The organism is Myxococcus stipitatus DSM 14675 (assembly GCF_000331735.1).
In the GTDB taxonomy this organism is placed as follows: Bacteria; Myxococcota; Myxococcia; order Myxococcales; family Myxococcaceae; genus Myxococcus; species Myxococcus stipitatus.
Genome location: NC_020126.1, coordinates 10187501 through 10201775, shown reverse-complemented (window position 1 = coordinate 10201775; position 14275 = coordinate 10187501). Strand labels below are relative to the sequence as shown.

The window sequence follows — 14275 nt, the reverse complement described above, 5'->3', positions numbered from 1 at the left end:
GAGTCGAAGCCGAGTTGAGTCGAAGCCGAGTTGAGTCGAGTGGAAGTCGAGTCGGGTCGTTGAAGAAGAAGAGGACTCGAGAGTCGTCTTGAAGCACTGGAATTGAAGCACTGGAAAATGAAGGGCCTCGGACCGTTGGGGGATGGTCCGAGGCCCTTGTCATGTCCGGCGCTCGACAGGCGCGCGGGTGACTACGCCTTGTTCTGGGCCAGCGTGTCCTTGGCCACCTTCACCACGTTGTCCACGGTGAAGCCGAACTTCTGCTGGAGCGCCTTGATGGGGGCGGACGCGCCGAAGCTGCGCATGGCGACGATGTTGCCGCGCAGACCCGTCCAGCGCTCCCACCCGAAGGCGGCGCCCTTCTCCACCGCGACGCGCGCGTGCACGCCCGGCGGCAGCACGCTGTCGCGGTACTCCTGCGACTGCTGCTCGAACAGCTCCCACGAGGGCAGGCTGACGACGCGGGACTTGATGCCCTCGGCGGTGAGCTTCTCGTGGGCGTCCAGGCACAGCGACACCTCGCTGCCGGTGCCGATGAGCACCAGCTCCGGCTTGCCGCCCGCCGCGTCCGCCAGCACGTAGCCGCCCTTGGCGACGCCGGAGGCCGCGCCGTACTTGGTGCGGTCCAGCGTGGGCACGGCCTGGCGGGTGAGGACCAGGACGACGGGGTGGCTGCGCTGCTGGCCGATGATGCGCCACGCCTCCACCACCTCGTTCGCGTCGCCGGGGCGCAGGACGATGAGGCCCGGAATCGCGCGCAGGCTCGCCAGCTGCTCCACGGGCTGGTGCGTGGGGCCGTCCTCGCCCAGGCCGATGGAGTCGTGCGTGAAGATGTGGACCGCGGGCAGCTCCATCAGCGCGGACAGGCGGATGGCGGGGCGCTCGTACTCACTGAAGATGAGGAACGTGGCGCCGTAGCCGCGCACCTTGCTCAGGCACAGGCCGTTGACGATGGAGCCCATCGCGTGCTCGCGCACGCCGAAGTGGATGTTGCGGCCGGCCAGCTCACCGGGCTTCATGGACTCGGAGCCGGTGATGTACGTCTTCGTGGAGGGGTTCAGGTCTGCGGAGCCGCCCACCAGCCACGGGTAGTGCTTGGCCATGGCGTTGAGCACCTTGCCGCTGGACTCGCGCGTGGCCAGGCCCTTGGCGTCGGCGGGGAACACGGGCAGCTCGGAGTCCCAGCCCTTGGGCGTCTCGCGGCGCTGCATGCGCACCAGCTCGTCGGCCAGCTCCGGGTACTGCTTCTGGTACTCGGCGAAGCGCGCATCCCACTCTTCACGCAGCTTCTTGCCGCGCGCGCCCATGCGCTCCTGGAAGCGCTCGCGCACGCCGTCGGGGACCAGGAACTTCGCGTCCTCGGGCCAGCCGTAGTTGCGCTTGGTGCCCTTGATCTCCTCGTCGCCCAAGGGCTCGCCATGGGCCTTGGAGGAACCCTGGAGCTTGGGCGCGCCGAAGGCAATCTGCGTGGTGACGATGATGAGGGTGGGCTTGCCGCGCAGGGTCTTGAAGGCGTGCAGCGCCTCGCCCAGGGCGGTCAGGTCATTGCCGTCGGCGACGCGGAGCACGCGCCAGCCGTAGGCCTCGAAGCGGCGGCCCACGTCCTCGGTGAAGGCCAGGTCGGTGCTGCCGTCGATGGAGATGTGGTTGGAGTCGTAGAGCCAGCAGAGGTTGGGCAGCTGGAGATGGCCGGCGATGGAGGCGGCCTCGGAGGCGACACCTTCCATGAGGTCTCCGTCGCCGCAGATGGCGTAGACGTCATGGGAGAACAGCTCGAAGCCCGGCTTGTTGAAGTGGCCTGCCTGCCAGCGGCTGGCGATGGCCATGCCCACGCTGTTGGCCACGCCCTGGCCCAGGGGGCCCGTCGTCGTCTCCACGCCGCTGGTCCACCGGTACTCGGGGTGCCCGGGGGTGGACGAGTCGAGCTGGCGGAACTTCTGGATGTCCTCCAGCGAGACGCTCAGGGCGTCCTCGACCTTGTAGTCGCGGGTGACGCGCTTGACGCCGGCCAGGTGGAGCAGCGCGTACAGCAGCATGGACGCGTGGCCGTTGGAGAGGATGAAGCGGTCGCGGTCCGGCCAGATGGGCTGGGACGGGTCATACCGGAGCTCTTGTTGCCAGAGCTGGTAGGCCACGGGGGCCAGGGACATGGGCGCCCCCGGGTGACCCGAGTGGGCTTGCTGGACCGCATCCATGGCCAGGGTGCGGATGGTGTTGATGCTCAGCAGGTCCTGCTTGTCGGTGGTCATAAGGTCCTCGTGCTCCGGCTCACACGGGGGCGCACCATGCCGTAACTGGCGCCCGTGTGCCGCACGAAACGAGCACCCCCGCTCCGTCCCCGTCCGGCAGTCCACGGGCCGCTGGAATTCCATGCCCTGGGGGGCGGAGATGTCTCAGCGCCGGGCCGCCGCGCCCTTCACGGTGCGTCCGCGCGTGAGGTGCGCCACTGCCTCACCCAGGCCCTCCACGGTGAGGGAGAACATGGGGAAGACGCGGGCAATCATGGCGATGCTGCCCGAGCGCCACGTCCCCATCGGCTCCGGGTTGAGCCACACATTGCGCTCGAAGTGTTGGGCCAGCTGCATCAGCCACGTCAGGCCTTCCTGCCCGTCGGACTTGTAGCGCCCCTCGGCGTCGGTGCGGATGGCCAGCTCATACGGCGCCATGGACGCGTCACCCACGACGACCAGCTTGTGGTGCCGCCCCACCGAGGCCACCAGCTCCGGCACCGTCATACCCCCGGTGAGCTGCGGCGTGGCGTACAGCTTTCCGTAGACGCAGTTGTGGAAGTAATACGTTCGCAGTTCCTTGAAGTGCGTGGCCTGGCTCGCGACGGAGAACAGCCGGCTCATCACCGCGGCGTACGGGTCCATGGAGCCGCCCACGTCCATGGCCAGCACCACGCGGGTGTTGGGCCTGCGCGGGGGGCGCGTCACCACCTCCAGCTCCCCCGCGTTGCGCGCGGTGGCGGCGATGGTCTCGTCGACGTCCAGCTCATCGGGCGCACCGTCGCGAGCGAAGGCGCGCAGCTTGCGGAGGGCCACGGCCATCTGCCGGGTGTCCAGCACCAGGTCATCGCGGTAGCCCGCGTACTTGCGCGCGCCCGCTTGCTGCAAGGCCATGCCCTGCTTGTTGCCGCCCTTGCCCCCCACGCGCATGCCGCCCCGGGAGTGGCCGTTGTTGCCGAAGGGCGACGTGCCGCCGGTGCCAATCCACCGGTTGCCGCCGTCGTGGCGCTCCGTCTGTTCCTTCAAGCGCTGCTCGAGGAGGCGGCGAATCTCCTCCGGGTCCAGGGCCTCCAGGAGCATCTGCTCCTCGGGCGTGAGCTGAGGGCGCTCGCGAGCGTCCTCCAGCCACGACAGCAACTCCTGCGTCAGCTCGATGCCCGCGGTCTCCACGCCCTGGAAGTGGGCGAGGAAGGCCTGGTCGAAGACATCCAGCTGCGTCTCCGAGTGCACCAGGAGCGCGCGGGCCACATGGTAGAAGCCGTCCAGGCTGCTGTCGTGCAGCCCGGCCTTGAGCGCCTCCGCCAGGGCGAGCGCCTCTTGTGCGCCCACCTTCAGGCCCCGCCGGCGCAGCTCGTAGAAGAACGGGAGGAACATGGTGTGCCTTGTCCTGGAGTGTCGCTAGGCGCGTGAGCGCCGGCCGCGTCCGAAGGCCTCCGCCACGGCGACCAGGTCCTGCTCCTTCTTCAGCAGTGCGCCGAGGAACGGAACGTTCTCATCCAGCTTCACGTCCTGGACGCCCTGGGCCTTGAGCACCGCAATCCAGTCGATGAGCTCGCTGGTGGAGGGGCGCTTGCGCAGGCGGGTGAAGCCGCGCAGCTCGTAGAACACCTTGAGGGCCTGCTCCGCGAGGGCGGTGTCCAGCCCCGGGTGGTGCACGTCGACGATGCGGCGCATGAGGTCCGCGTCGGGGAAGTCGATGAAGTGGAACACGCAGCGGCGCAGGAACGCGTCCGGCAGCTCCTTCTCGTTGTTGGACGTGATCACGACGATGGGGCGGTGCTTCGCGGCCACCTCGTCGTTCGTCTCGGTGATGCGGAAGCGCATCCGGTCCAGCTCGTGGAGCAAATCGTTGGGGAACTCGAGGTCCGCCTTGTCCACCTCGTCGATGAGCAACACGACGCGCTCCGGGGAGGAGAAGGCCTCGCCCAGGGGACCCATGCGGATGTATCGGCGGATGTCTCTCACGTCGCCGTCGCCGAAGCGCGAGTCATACAGGCGCTGCACGGTGTCGTAGACGTACAGGCCGTCCTGCGCGCGGGTGGTGCTCTTCACGTGCCAGGTGAGCAGCTTGAGGCCCAGGGTCTGGGTGATGGCCTCGGCCAGCAGCGTCTTGCCGGTGCCCGGCTCGCCCTTCACCAGGAGCGGGCGCTGGAGGGTGAGGGCGCAGTTGACGGCGGCCTGGAGGCCCTCGTGGGTCAGGTAGGAGTCGGTACCTTTGAAGCGGGCGGGAGGAGAGGCCTGAGTCATGTCCCGGCTTCTTTAACACCCGGCGCGGCGGCACGGGGGGCGGCGGAGAGGGGGTGCTCGGCGGGCCCCCAGCCCTCCCTCCAGGGCACGTCAGCCCCTCTGGCTATCGTCGTGGAGACCTCCTGGAGACGTGGTTCGTTGAAGAAACGTCAGCCTGTGCGTCTTGGGTGGGAATCCGAGGGCTTGAAGGAGCACGTCGTGGGTCACCCGGTGGTGTTGACGGTGTTGTTGGTGTGGGCGCTCTCGACGCTCGTGCGGTCGTGTCCCGGGGCCGCGGATGTCTCGTGGTCCGGGCGGATGGCGCCGGTGGAGGGCGTCGCTGGGAAGCCCATGGCCCAGGAGCCTCGGATTCAAGGCTGAGACTGTTTCAAGGGGCCCCGGGAGTCGGGGGCTCTGCTCGAAGCAGGACCCTGGGGGGCGCCAGGGGCGGTGATTCGCTCGCGGGATGACCGTTGGCGTGGGGCATGCACAGGATTTCGCGCGGAGGACCCGTGACGGTGTATATCTTCCCGTCACATGTCCATTGCGAATGAGCTTGGAGAGATGTTCCGGCGTGAGCTGCAGACCCAGCTTGTGCCCCTTCAGCAGGCGGTGAACCGCATGGAGGAGGGCCTCGAGGCCCTGGACATGCTGCGTTCGGTGACCTTCCGGCTGGCGCCGCTGACCAGCAGGTTGGGGGCCCTGGCGGGAGTCCGGCCTGTCGCGACGAAGCAGCCTTCGGTGCTGCCGGCGCCCGCGGCGAAGCGAGGCCGGGTGGGTCGTCGTCCGGCGGCGCAGGCGGAACTGCCGCTGGCGTCGGTGCGGGTCGTGGCGGCGAAGGGCCCCGCGGCGCGGACGACGGCGGATGGCTCGCGCGCGTGCGCGGTCATCGGGTGCAGGCGCCCCAGCCGCTCCAAGGGGTATTGCTCGGCGCACTACCAGAAGCTGCGCTTGCTGATGCGCACGGACCGTCGCCCGTCGGCGTGGGTGGACGACGCGAAGCCGCAGTCGGTGCAGGACGTGAAGCTGCCCCGAGGCCGTGCGGCCAGCAAGGCGTTGGCGGCGCAGCCCGTGGCGAAGAAGGGCAAGCCGGGGCGCAAGAAGAAGGCCTGAGTCGCGGAGGTCTCGCGATGAAGGGGCGGCGCCGGGCCGAGGGCTCCTGAGGTCGAGGAGTCCCGGTTCGAGCCCCCGTGCGCGAAGAGGGCCGTCGCGCGGAATCAAGTCCAGGTGCGTGCGGGCTCCCAGGGAGCCGGTGTCCCCTGAAGGGGCGCGACGCGAGGCGTGTGTCCGCGTGCGACTCCATTCCCGAAGGTGGGGAATGCGAGGTCAGGTGGGCGTGGACCAGGCGGGCATGTGGATGGCGGACACGAGGGTTCTCGCTTCCGTTGACAGTGTGGGGTGGGTGGTGGGATTCGGGCGCCATGAGTGAGCAAGGCTATCCAGTCACTGTGGCGGTGCGGCGTCCTGATGGTCGAGTGGAGCAGGTGCGAGTGGGGACGGCGCACAGGAGCGAGGACGGCTTCACGCTGAGGCTGGGAGAGATGTCCATCGGGTCGACGCCGGACGCGGCCGTCGCGGCCCCGCGCCGTGCGGCGCCGAGTGCTGGCGGCGGTGGTGGCAGCGGTGGCGATGGGATGCTTCTCCCGAACTACGGCCGCAGCAAGGGTGCGCCCGTCGTGGGCGCCAGCATGCAGGACCTCGAGTTCTACGCGAACGGTGCGCGCCGCTCGCTGAACGACCCGAGCAAGTCGCGCTGGCACGACAAGGAGCGCCAGCTGTTGGCGGCCATCGAGGCGGAGATGGCGCGGCAGCAGGGCGGTGGTGGTGGCAATGAAGGCGGCTACGGCCAGCAGCGCGGTGGCGGAGACGGCTTCGGTGGCCGAGGCGGCGCGTTCCAGGACGACGTCCCGCCCCCGAACGACGACGACAACATCCCGTTCTGAGGGATGACCCAGGCGTGAGCCCCCGGTCTTCGGGCGGGGGACTTCCGCGAACGGGATGCGCGGGGACGTCGAGAAGGGGGTCCCCGTTCAGCCCGGGCAGGAACACGGAGGCGTGAGTCCCGCCGCGCCATGAGGTCCGTCGAGAGGGGCGCCGAGCCGCGCTCCGCCGGACCCACCGGAGCAGGACTCCCCCGTTCTTCAGAGCAGGGCGCGGGCTTCTCTCGCGCAAGGCAGCCACACGGTGAACGTGGTGCCTTGTCCGACGGTGCTGTGGACGGCGACCTCGCCATGGTGGCCGTCGACGATGCGCCGGACGATGGCGAGCCCCAGTCCGGTCCCCGTGGCGCGTGTGGTGAAGAAGGGCTCGAAGATGCGCTGCTGCACGTCGACGGGAATCCCGTGGCCGGTATCGGAGATGGTGAGCCGCGCGTGAGGGGCACCCTCGCGAGTCGCCGTCTCGATGCGCGTGACGAGGCTGCCGCCCGAGGGCATCGCCTGCACGGCATTGGTGAACAGGTTGGTGAGGGCCACGTGGAGCAGGTGGGCATCCAGCGCGACGGGAGGCAGGGGCCCGTCCAGGGACTGCGACACGGTGATGCCGGAGGACCCCGAGCGAAGTGACGCCGTCAGGGCGCCCTCGACGACGGGGCCCAGCGCCTGGTGTTGGAGGCGAGGCTCGACGGGCCGCGTGTAGTCGAGCAGGTCATTGACGATGAGGTCCAGGCGTTGGACCTCTTCGTCCATGATGCCCAGCAGCTGGCCCGCGGGACCGGAGGCCGTCTGCGGCGCGAGCCGGCGGATGGCGGCGAGCGCGTTCGAGATGGCGCCCAGCGGATTGCGGACCTCATGCGCCACGGTGGCGCTGAGCTCGCCGAGCGCGGCCAGCCGCTCACGTCGGACCAGCGCCGCTTGAGTGGTCGCGAGCGTCTGGAGGGACTGGCGCAGCTCCTGATTGAGGTGGCTCACTTCTTCCTGGGCGCGGCGGCGCTCGCTGAGGGCGCTGGCGAGGAAGAGGCCGGAGAGGCTGGCCACGGCGAGGAAGGACTGGAGGAAGATGACGCTGTCGTTGTGCCAGGCGGACTGGGCGAAGGGGCCGAGCCCGTGGGCGGTGTGCCAGAGGGCGAGCGCGGACATGACGGTGGTGGCCAGGGTGGTGCCGCGAGCCTCGAAGCGGAGGGCGGCCCACAGCAGGAAGGGGAAGGCCAGGTACGTCACGGGGTGGAAGGTGGCGGGGGGCGCGGCCGTGGGGGGCATGCTGAACACCCAGTGGGTGGCCAGCCCGAGCAGCAGCAGCAGCGCGGTCAGCTCCAGCCGTCGCTGGCGTGTCCAGCCTTCGAGTCCCCGGGAGAGCCAGGTGAGCAGCAAGGGCGCCACGAGGAGCACGCCCATGGCATTGCCCACCCAGAACACGCGCCACGCGGACCAGAACTCACCGGCCTCCAGGCGTTGATCCGACAGCAGCATGCACAGGCTGAGGGTGGCGCTGATCAACGTGCTGCCCAGGGCCGCGGGGCCCACCAGCCCCAGCACGTCCCTCACGCGGTCCATGGAGGGGTGGAAGCGCACCAGCCGCCGCAGCACGAGGGCGGCCACCAGGGCCTCGACCAGGTTCCCCGCGGCGACGGCGAAGCTGGCCAGGGTGATGGGCCAGTGCGTGCCGTGAGCGGCGAAGGGCTCCACCAGGATGGCGCCGAGGACCAGGGCGGGCCACTCCCGGTGCCGCGTGAGCAGCAGCCCCGTGAGGGCCACGCCGCTGGGGGGCCACATGGCGGAAACGAACTCGGGAGGGAAGGCCAGCACCGCGCCCAACTTGGTCCCCAGTGCATAGGCGCACACGAAGAGCACCAGCCGGAGGAGGGGCTGCCAGCGACGTGGACAGAACTCGAGTGAGGGCACGTCCCATTCGTCGGTCCTCGTCGGGGACGGTGGTCCCCGGCGGGAGGTTGTCTCCGACGCCTTTCGGTGCAGGCAGAGTGGCACGGACGCTACGGGTCCAGAAAGAGCGGGACTTCCAGTGAGCATGACAAGGGGTGGGTCCAGGACGTCTCGGTGCGACGACTGAGCAATGGTTGGCGGCCTCGAATCGCGCTGGGATTGGAGCGCCAAGGGGTGCCAGCGACACCCGAGCCTGTTGACAGAACACCGCGCAGGAATTGCGTCGAGTGAGGGAGGCGGCGCACGGAAAGTAAATGTATCGCCAGGGCTGCTTCGAAAGTGTTGGGGCATGCTTCATTTATGAAGCGCGGCCTGGATTCGAGTGAATCCAGGAGATTGGAATGATGGGCGGAGCGCACCCCCTTCGAAAGTGAAGCGGCTTGTGTGCTGATGAACCGTCATTTCAAGGGCTTGTTACTGGCGTGAATCCTGCTCAGTCGAGATGGTTCCGGGAATCCCTCCCATCCGTCGCGGCTGTGAAATAACGAGGCCATGAAATGACACCGAATGTCTGTGTCGTCGGCGCAGGAGCCTTTGTTCCCTCGCGACGGGTGAGCAATGCGCGGATGGCGCGAGCCATCCCGGGTTGGCCGGCGGAGCGCATCGAGGAGAAGCTGGGCATCCGCGAGCGGCGCTTCCTGTGGGACTTCGACGAGTCGACGGGGCGTGCGATTCCGCCTCCGGAGGATGACGGCCACATCTATCCCGCCACGAACACGGACATGTGCGAGGTGGCGCTGCGCAAGGCGCTCACGGGCTCGGGGGTGGAGGCGGGGGAGTTGGATGCGCTCTTCGTGGTGACGTGTACGCCGGACGCGCCGCACTTCAATCATGACGCCATGGCGTTGCATCAACGGCTGGGGCTGCGCGAGGACGCGTTCGCGCTGGTGGTGGACGACGGCTGTGGTGGCACGACGTATGTGTTGGACCTGGTGAAGAAGATGATGGCCGGGGGCCGTTTCCGCACGGTGGCGGTGGTGGCGTCGGCCTTCACGTCGCCGTTGGTGAACCGGGACGTGTACCTGGACGAGCTGCCCGCGGGGCCGGGCCGGACGAAGGCGCTCCAGGGCTATCTCTCCATGTACGTGTTCGGGGATGGGGCGGGGGCGGTGGTGCTGCGGTCGAAGGAGACGGGGGAGGACGGGGCGGGAATCCTCGCGTCGTTCTCGGGCAACGCGCACGGGGACCTGGTCATCCGCAAGGGTGGGGGCGTGTTGAAGCTGCCCTACCAGGAGGGTCGCTCACGGCCGGCGGACATGGCCTTCGTGGTGGATGGGTTTCGGGTGGCGCGGAGCTATCCGGAGTACATGCGCAAGTGCCTGGAGACGGTGCTGGGCGCGCGGCCGGACCTGCGCGGGGCGGTGAAGCGGTACTACTTTCATCAACCCAACAAACGGGTGATGGATGCCTTTGTGTCGCGAGAGGGTCTCCGGTCGGAAGCGGTGGCTTGCAATGTTGACTTGTATGGAAACACCTCGGCGGCGGGGATGCTCATCCTGCTGGCGGAGGACCTGGAGTCGGGGCGGGTGAGCTTGGGTGCGGGGGACGTGGTGTTGGTGGCAGCCGTTGGGGCGAACATCCACTACGGGGCGCAGCTGATCCGCTTGTAGAATCCAGAGGCCTCCTTCCCCCCAACGGAGACGCAGTCTCATGACAGACATGAACGCAGGATTGAACGTGCTCGAGCCACAGCTCGCGCGCGAGCTGGAAGAGCGCGTGTCGCTGGCGACGCGCGAGGACACGGCTCGAGGGTTGTTCTTCAATGGTGCGCTGGGCGCGGTGAAGGTGCTGGGAGGTGACTCCGCGATGCAGCGGTGCATCGAGGCGGCGGGAGAGAAGAAGTACGTCGACTTCTTCAACTACCCGGTGGCGTCGTTCCTGAAGCTGGCCTTCACGGCGGCGCAGGTGATGGGGCCTCAGCTGGGAGGCTTCGACTCGGCGCTGCGGCGGATGGGCGTGCAGGCGACGACGGACTTCCTGTCCTCGGCGGCGGGGAAGACGTTGTTGTTGTTGGCGTCGAACAACCCGAAGCGGATGGTGGGCAACCTGCACTCGGGCTACCGGGCGGCGGTGAGCTACGGCGAGCGCGGCGTGAAGTGGACGGGGGACACGAGTGGTGTCTTCACCATGAAGCGCGACTTCATGACGCCGGCCTACCACGAGGGTGTGCTCCAGGCCGTCATCGAGGCAGTGGGCGGGAAGCAGGTACAGGTGCAGGGCCGGAAGACGGGCCCGCTCGACTCCGAGTATTCGCTGTCCTGGCAGTAGTCCTCTCGCGAGCGCGGCGCGGGGGGCGCTGCGCTCGAGGGAAGACAGACACTCGAGGGAGGACCTATGTCGCGGTGGCACGCGGGAGTGAGGGTGCTGGGCGCGTTGGTGGTGCTGGCGGCGGCTCGCGAGGCGCGAGCGGGCTCGGAGCTGGAGGTGTTCCGGTTTCGCACGCAGGAGGACGCGGCGAAGCCCCCGGACGCGGCGGTGTGCGCGGGAGCCCCCTTCGAGACGACGGTGAAGCTGGGGGCCAGCCTCTATGTCACTCAGGCAGGAGAGCGGGAGCGGAGCGTGGGGACGGCGACGGCGTGCATTCGTCTCACCGCGGCGAACCGGCTGGTGCCGGGAGAGCAGCTGCCCATGTATGTCCGCTTCAAGCTGCCGGAGGGGGACTTCACGGCCTCTGGGGCGTGCCAGGTGGTGAGCAACGATGTGCCGGAGGCGGGGCTGGTCCTGGCGGGGTGTGCGCTGAAGCTGGTGGAGGTGCCGGCCGGCTACCTCGGCGGCATGGTGTCGAGCACCAGCGTCTTCAACCCGAAGAAGCTGCCGGGCTACGCGACGGGCTCCTATTACACGCTGACGGTGTATCGCGGCCCGCCGAAGCCGAAGGCGGCCGAGGCGAAGTCGTCGGGGCCCTGAGCCAGCCCGAGGAAGAGGGCGGCGCGCCTGCCACCGCACCCGGGTGCGACTCGGAGGTTGTTGCCCGGTGGTGGGCACTTCCTCCATTTTCGGAAACTCCGAAAACGGAGTGTTAGTGGAAGGGGATGAAGCGGCTTCGATTTGTCCTGGAAGTCCACCGGGCGACCCATCGCATCGGCTTGTTCCTGGAGTCCGCCGAGCCATCCTGGGAGCTCTCCCAGGGGGAAGCCCACCTGCTGGCCTACCTGCTGGAGGCGGGGGACACCTCGTTGAGCGAGCTCCACGCGGCCTTCGCGCACAAGCGCTCCACGTTGACCAGCTACATGGACCGGCTGGAGGCGAAGCGGCTGGTGCTGAGGGAGTCGAGGCCGGAGGACCGGCGCTCCTTCATGGTGTCGTTGACGGGGACAGGGCGGACGCTGGCGGTCCGCGTGCATCGCCGCCTGGAGCTTCTGGAGGCGCAGGTGCTGGAGCGACTGGGGGAGGAGGACGTGGAGGGCCTGATGACGGGGCTCGAGGCCCTCTCGGAGTTGGACCGAGGCACATCTCGCCCCAAGCGCACCGGGTCGAAGACGAAGGGCGGAGGCTGAGCCCTGTTACGCCCGCCGAGGGGCGGGGTTACGGCGTTGGGAGGCCGCGTTCCTGGATGTACTTGTCCAGGGAGCGCCGAGCCTGTCCGCGGACCTTGTTCCGGAGGAACGGTGTCCAGCCGAGCACGAGTCCCGCGGGGCCGAGGGCCTGTCGAGACCAGGTCCAGAAGTCGAAGTGGTCGCGGTGGCGGACAATCTTGCCATCGCGGAACTCGAACTCGGCGTCGATGCGGTTGAGGACCTTCCGGCCGGTGGTGGAGAAGGTGTAGTGCGCGTCCCAGTGCGCGCGGCCGGTGTGCTCATCGGCCTGGACGTCGCGGAAGGAGACCTCCAGGTCCTTGCCGCGCTCGCAGAGCATGCTCCACATGGCGGTGGTGCCGCCGTGGCGCAGTCCGATGAAGACCGCGTCGGAGAACTCCACCTCCGGGTGGTAGCAGGCGTTCATGGCCTTCGCGTCGCGACGTTGAAACGCCGAGTAGAAGTCGATGATGAGCTGCGAGTGCGGATTCATTCCGAACGTCTATCAGACCTGGGCCGCTCGCTGCGTGAAGAGGGGCGAATCCGGGTGGGGCAGGGGGGGCCTCGAGGCGGGCTGCCGCGGAGAGGTCAGTTGCTTCGTTGGGGAGGCGGAGCGAGGGGGCCAGGGGTGTAAGGCGTTGGACCGTCAGGGTGCGGAATCGCGCGGCGAAGGGAGGGCACACATGGCAGATTGCGCCCCATGGCTCTCGACATCGTTATCTGGCCGCACAAGGTTCTCACCACCGCCACCAAGCCCGTCACGGACTTTGGCCCCGCTCTCCAGACGCTCCTGGACCAGATGGCCGAGTCCATGAAGGAAGCCGAGGGCATTGGCATCGCCGCCAACCAGGTGGGCGAGTCGCTGCGCGTGGCCTTGGTGGGGCGTGAGGACGGGACGTCGTTCGAAATCGTCAATCCGCAGATTCTGGAGAAGAAGGAGAAGGTGACGTTGGAGGAAGGGTGCCTCTCGGTTCCTCGGGAATGGGAGAAGTGCCCGCGCTTCCACCGCGTGAAGGTCCGCTACCAGGACAGGACGGGGGAGTGGCATGAGCTGGAGGCGGAGGGCCGCCTCGCCCACGTCCTGCAGCACGAGATTGACCATTTGGATGGCCACGTCTTCGTGGACCACCTGTCCGGGCTGAAGCGCACGCTCATCCTCGACCGGATGAAGAAGCTCCAGAAGGCGAAGTCCCGTCAGAAGGAGAGCTGAGCCACGGAAGGGGGGCACGTGACACCGGGCTCCATCCCCAAGCGGGTGGCGGACTATCGCCGGAGGTATCGCGCGGAGCACGTCGGTCCGCGCTACTCCGGCCGAGCGCACTTCGCCTTCACGAGCCTGGGCTCACTGGGCGTCATCATCCTGGCGCTCGCCCGACTGGAGGCGGTGCATGCCGTGGAGTGGCTGACCGTCCCCGCCGTCTTCCTGCTGGGAAACGCGGTGGAGTACCTGGGCCACCGAGGCCCCATGCACCACCGAAGCAAGGGGCTGGGGCTGCTCTTCCGGAGACACACCGAGCAGCACCACCGCTTCTTCACCCATGAAGCGCTGTCCTACGAGTCCTCCGGGGATGTGAAGGTGGTGCTCTTCCCTCCGGTGCTGCTCCTCTTCTTCTTGGGAGCCGTGGCCGCACCGGTGGGGTTGCTCACCTTCCTCCTCTCGACGCGAAACGTGGGCTGGCTCTTCGTGGCGTCGTCCGTGGGGTACTACCTCTCCTATGAGTGGCTGCACTTCAGCCACCACCTGCCCGCCGAGCACCCCGTGGCGCGCCTGCGCCTCTTGAGGTGGCTGCGCCAGCATCATCAGGCACACCACGACCCCTCGAAGATGAGCCGGTGGAACTTCAACATCACCTTCCCGCTGGGAGACGGGTGGTGTCGGACCTGGTGGAGGCCGGGGCGCACTGAGGACGCTCGAGGCCCTGGACGAGAGGCTGGCTGAGCGGCGCGGCACCCTCCGGAGAGAAAGTCCGGCGGACCCAGGGGGTTCACGAAAAGGGGGCCCGTGGGTAAATCCACCGGGTGGATCATCCGGTATTTGACGGATGGGAGGTGGCGAGGTACTAACTGGACCCCTGCTCGACGCCTCGGTGCCCGCACCGGAGCGCTTGGCAGGGGAAGAAAAAGGTCGACGAAGCTTGTTGACCTGGGACGCGGCGGTGATAGAAGCCGCGCCCCTCGGACGAAACGGCGAACGCAGCACCTCGCCGGGACGGACGAAAAGAAATAAACGGATCTGACCAAATAGGTTGATCCGGGGCGCGGTAGAGAGATAGAAGCCGCGCCCTCCCGAAAGAATCAGCGGAAGCCACTGGGCGGCGCTGAGGAGAGTCGGGAAGAAGAAAGAGAAGCTGGGTGGTTGACAGCGGAAGCGAAAAAGAAGTAGAAGGGGCGCCCCGCTGACGCCGGAAAGAAGCAGAAGGCGGACGCA

General features: G+C 68.2%; 14 protein-coding genes. 9 read left to right on the top strand and 5 right to left on the bottom strand.

All coding sequences use genetic code 11. The features are described from left to right. Nucleotides 1–191 precede the first annotated feature (191 nt). The 3 genes from tkt to MYSTI_RS39725 all read right to left on the bottom strand — a co-directional run bounded on the left by tkt (nt 192) and on the right by MYSTI_RS39725 (nt 4475). The gene (gene tkt / locus MYSTI_RS39735) at nt 192–2249 is read right to left on the bottom strand and encodes a transketolase (protein ID WP_015353534.1); all 2058 of its coding nucleotides are present in this window, start codon (nt 2247–2249) and stop codon (nt 192–194) included. A 144-nt stretch (nt 2250–2393) separates the two neighbouring features. Next, a complete protein-coding gene (locus tag MYSTI_RS39730) occupies nt 2394–3602 on the bottom strand; it encodes a vWA domain-containing protein (RefSeq protein ID WP_015353533.1) in 1209 nt (402 codons plus the stop codon). A gap of 24 nt (nt 3603–3626) precedes the next feature. Beyond that, complete coding sequence (locus MYSTI_RS39725; protein ID WP_015353532.1) at nt 3627–4475, bottom strand: AAA family ATPase; 849 nt, start codon at nt 4473–4475, stop codon at nt 3627–3629. Nucleotides 4476–4658: 183 nt separating this feature from the next. On the opposite strand from MYSTI_RS39725, the gene MYSTI_RS44070 reads away from it, so the two are divergent. From MYSTI_RS44070 to MYSTI_RS39715, 3 genes are all read left to right on the top strand, one after another. Beyond that, nucleotides 4659–4835, top strand: coding sequence for a hypothetical protein (locus MYSTI_RS44070; RefSeq protein WP_169558698.1), 177 nt, complete (start codon nt 4659–4661; stop codon nt 4833–4835). A 156-nt stretch (nt 4836–4991) separates the two neighbouring features. Continuing rightward, nucleotides 4992–5567, top strand: coding sequence for a hypothetical protein (locus tag MYSTI_RS39720; protein WP_015353530.1), 576 nt, complete (start codon nt 4992–4994; stop codon nt 5565–5567). Between the two features lie 308 nt (nt 5568–5875). Next, nucleotides 5876–6397 (top strand): hypothetical protein, encoded by a 522-nt coding sequence (locus tag MYSTI_RS39715; RefSeq protein ID WP_015353529.1) that lies wholly within the window; start codon nt 5876–5878, stop codon nt 6395–6397. Between the two features lie 198 nt (nt 6398–6595). Here the strand turns inward: MYSTI_RS39715 and MYSTI_RS39710 are convergent, their stop codons facing one another. After that, a complete protein-coding gene (locus tag MYSTI_RS39710; protein ID WP_044282620.1) occupies nt 6596–8293 on the bottom strand; it encodes a sensor histidine kinase in 1698 nt (565 codons plus the stop codon). Nucleotides 8294–8829: 536 nt separating this feature from the next. Here MYSTI_RS39710 and MYSTI_RS39705 point away from each other — a divergent pair. From MYSTI_RS39705 to MYSTI_RS41265, 4 genes are all read left to right on the top strand, one after another. Continuing rightward, on the top strand, nt 8830–9942 hold the full coding sequence (locus MYSTI_RS39705) for a 3-oxoacyl-ACP synthase III family protein (RefSeq protein ID WP_015353527.1): 1113 nt from the start codon (nt 8830–8832) through the stop codon (nt 9940–9942). Between the two features lie 40 nt (nt 9943–9982). After that, complete coding sequence (locus MYSTI_RS39700; RefSeq protein ID WP_015353526.1) at nt 9983–10600, top strand: DUF2378 family protein; 618 nt, start codon at nt 9983–9985, stop codon at nt 10598–10600. Nucleotides 10601–10666: 66 nt separating this feature from the next. Then, the gene (locus tag MYSTI_RS39695) at nt 10667–11239 is read left to right on the top strand and encodes a hypothetical protein (RefSeq protein WP_015353525.1); all 573 of its coding nucleotides are present in this window, start codon (nt 10667–10669) and stop codon (nt 11237–11239) included. A 125-nt stretch (nt 11240–11364) separates the two neighbouring features. Further along, a complete protein-coding gene (locus MYSTI_RS41265) occupies nt 11365–11829 on the top strand; it encodes a MarR family winged helix-turn-helix transcriptional regulator (RefSeq protein ID WP_015353524.1) in 465 nt (154 codons plus the stop codon). A 28-nt stretch (nt 11830–11857) separates the two neighbouring features. On the opposite strand, the gene MYSTI_RS39685 is transcribed toward MYSTI_RS41265, so the two are convergent. Beyond that, nucleotides 11858–12340, bottom strand: coding sequence for a nuclear transport factor 2 family protein (locus MYSTI_RS39685; protein WP_015353523.1), 483 nt, complete (start codon nt 12338–12340; stop codon nt 11858–11860). Nucleotides 12341–12547: 207 nt separating this feature from the next. On the opposite strand from MYSTI_RS39685, the gene def reads away from it, so the two are divergent. Together def and MYSTI_RS39675 are read left to right on the top strand one after the other, a co-directional pair. Beyond that, a complete protein-coding gene (gene def / locus MYSTI_RS39680) occupies nt 12548–13057 on the top strand; it encodes a peptide deformylase (RefSeq protein ID WP_015353522.1) in 510 nt (169 codons plus the stop codon). An 18-nt stretch (nt 13058–13075) separates the two neighbouring features. Next, complete coding sequence (locus MYSTI_RS39675) at nt 13076–13786, top strand: hypothetical protein (protein WP_015353521.1); 711 nt, start codon at nt 13076–13078, stop codon at nt 13784–13786. Nucleotides 13787–14275 lie beyond the last annotated feature (489 nt).

Coding starts and splice junctions, on each gene's coding strand:
- tkt (WP_015353534.1), bottom strand. CDS start 2,249: ATGACCACCGACAAGCAGGACCTGCTGAGCATCAACACCATCCGCACC.
- MYSTI_RS39730 (WP_015353533.1), bottom strand. CDS start 3,602: ATGTTCCTCCCGTTCTTCTACGAGCTGCGCCGGCGGGGCCTGAAGGTG.
- MYSTI_RS39725 (WP_015353532.1), bottom strand. CDS start 4,475: ATGACTCAGGCCTCTCCTCCCGCCCGCTTCAAAGGTACCGACTCCTAC.
- MYSTI_RS39720 (WP_015353530.1), top strand. CDS start 4,992: ATGTCCATTGCGAATGAGCTTGGAGAGATGTTCCGGCGTGAGCTGCAG.
- MYSTI_RS39715 (WP_015353529.1), top strand. CDS start 5,876: ATGAGTGAGCAAGGCTATCCAGTCACTGTGGCGGTGCGGCGTCCTGAT.
- MYSTI_RS39705 (WP_015353527.1), top strand. CDS start 8,830: ATGACACCGAATGTCTGTGTCGTCGGCGCAGGAGCCTTTGTTCCCTCG.
- MYSTI_RS39700 (WP_015353526.1), top strand. CDS start 9,983: ATGACAGACATGAACGCAGGATTGAACGTGCTCGAGCCACAGCTCGCG.
- MYSTI_RS39695 (WP_015353525.1), top strand. CDS start 10,667: ATGTCGCGGTGGCACGCGGGAGTGAGGGTGCTGGGCGCGTTGGTGGTG.
- MYSTI_RS41265 (WP_015353524.1), top strand. CDS start 11,365: ATGAAGCGGCTTCGATTTGTCCTGGAAGTCCACCGGGCGACCCATCGC.
- MYSTI_RS39685 (WP_015353523.1), bottom strand. CDS start 12,340: ATGAATCCGCACTCGCAGCTCATCATCGACTTCTACTCGGCGTTTCAA.
- def (WP_015353522.1), top strand. CDS start 12,548: ATGGCTCTCGACATCGTTATCTGGCCGCACAAGGTTCTCACCACCGCC.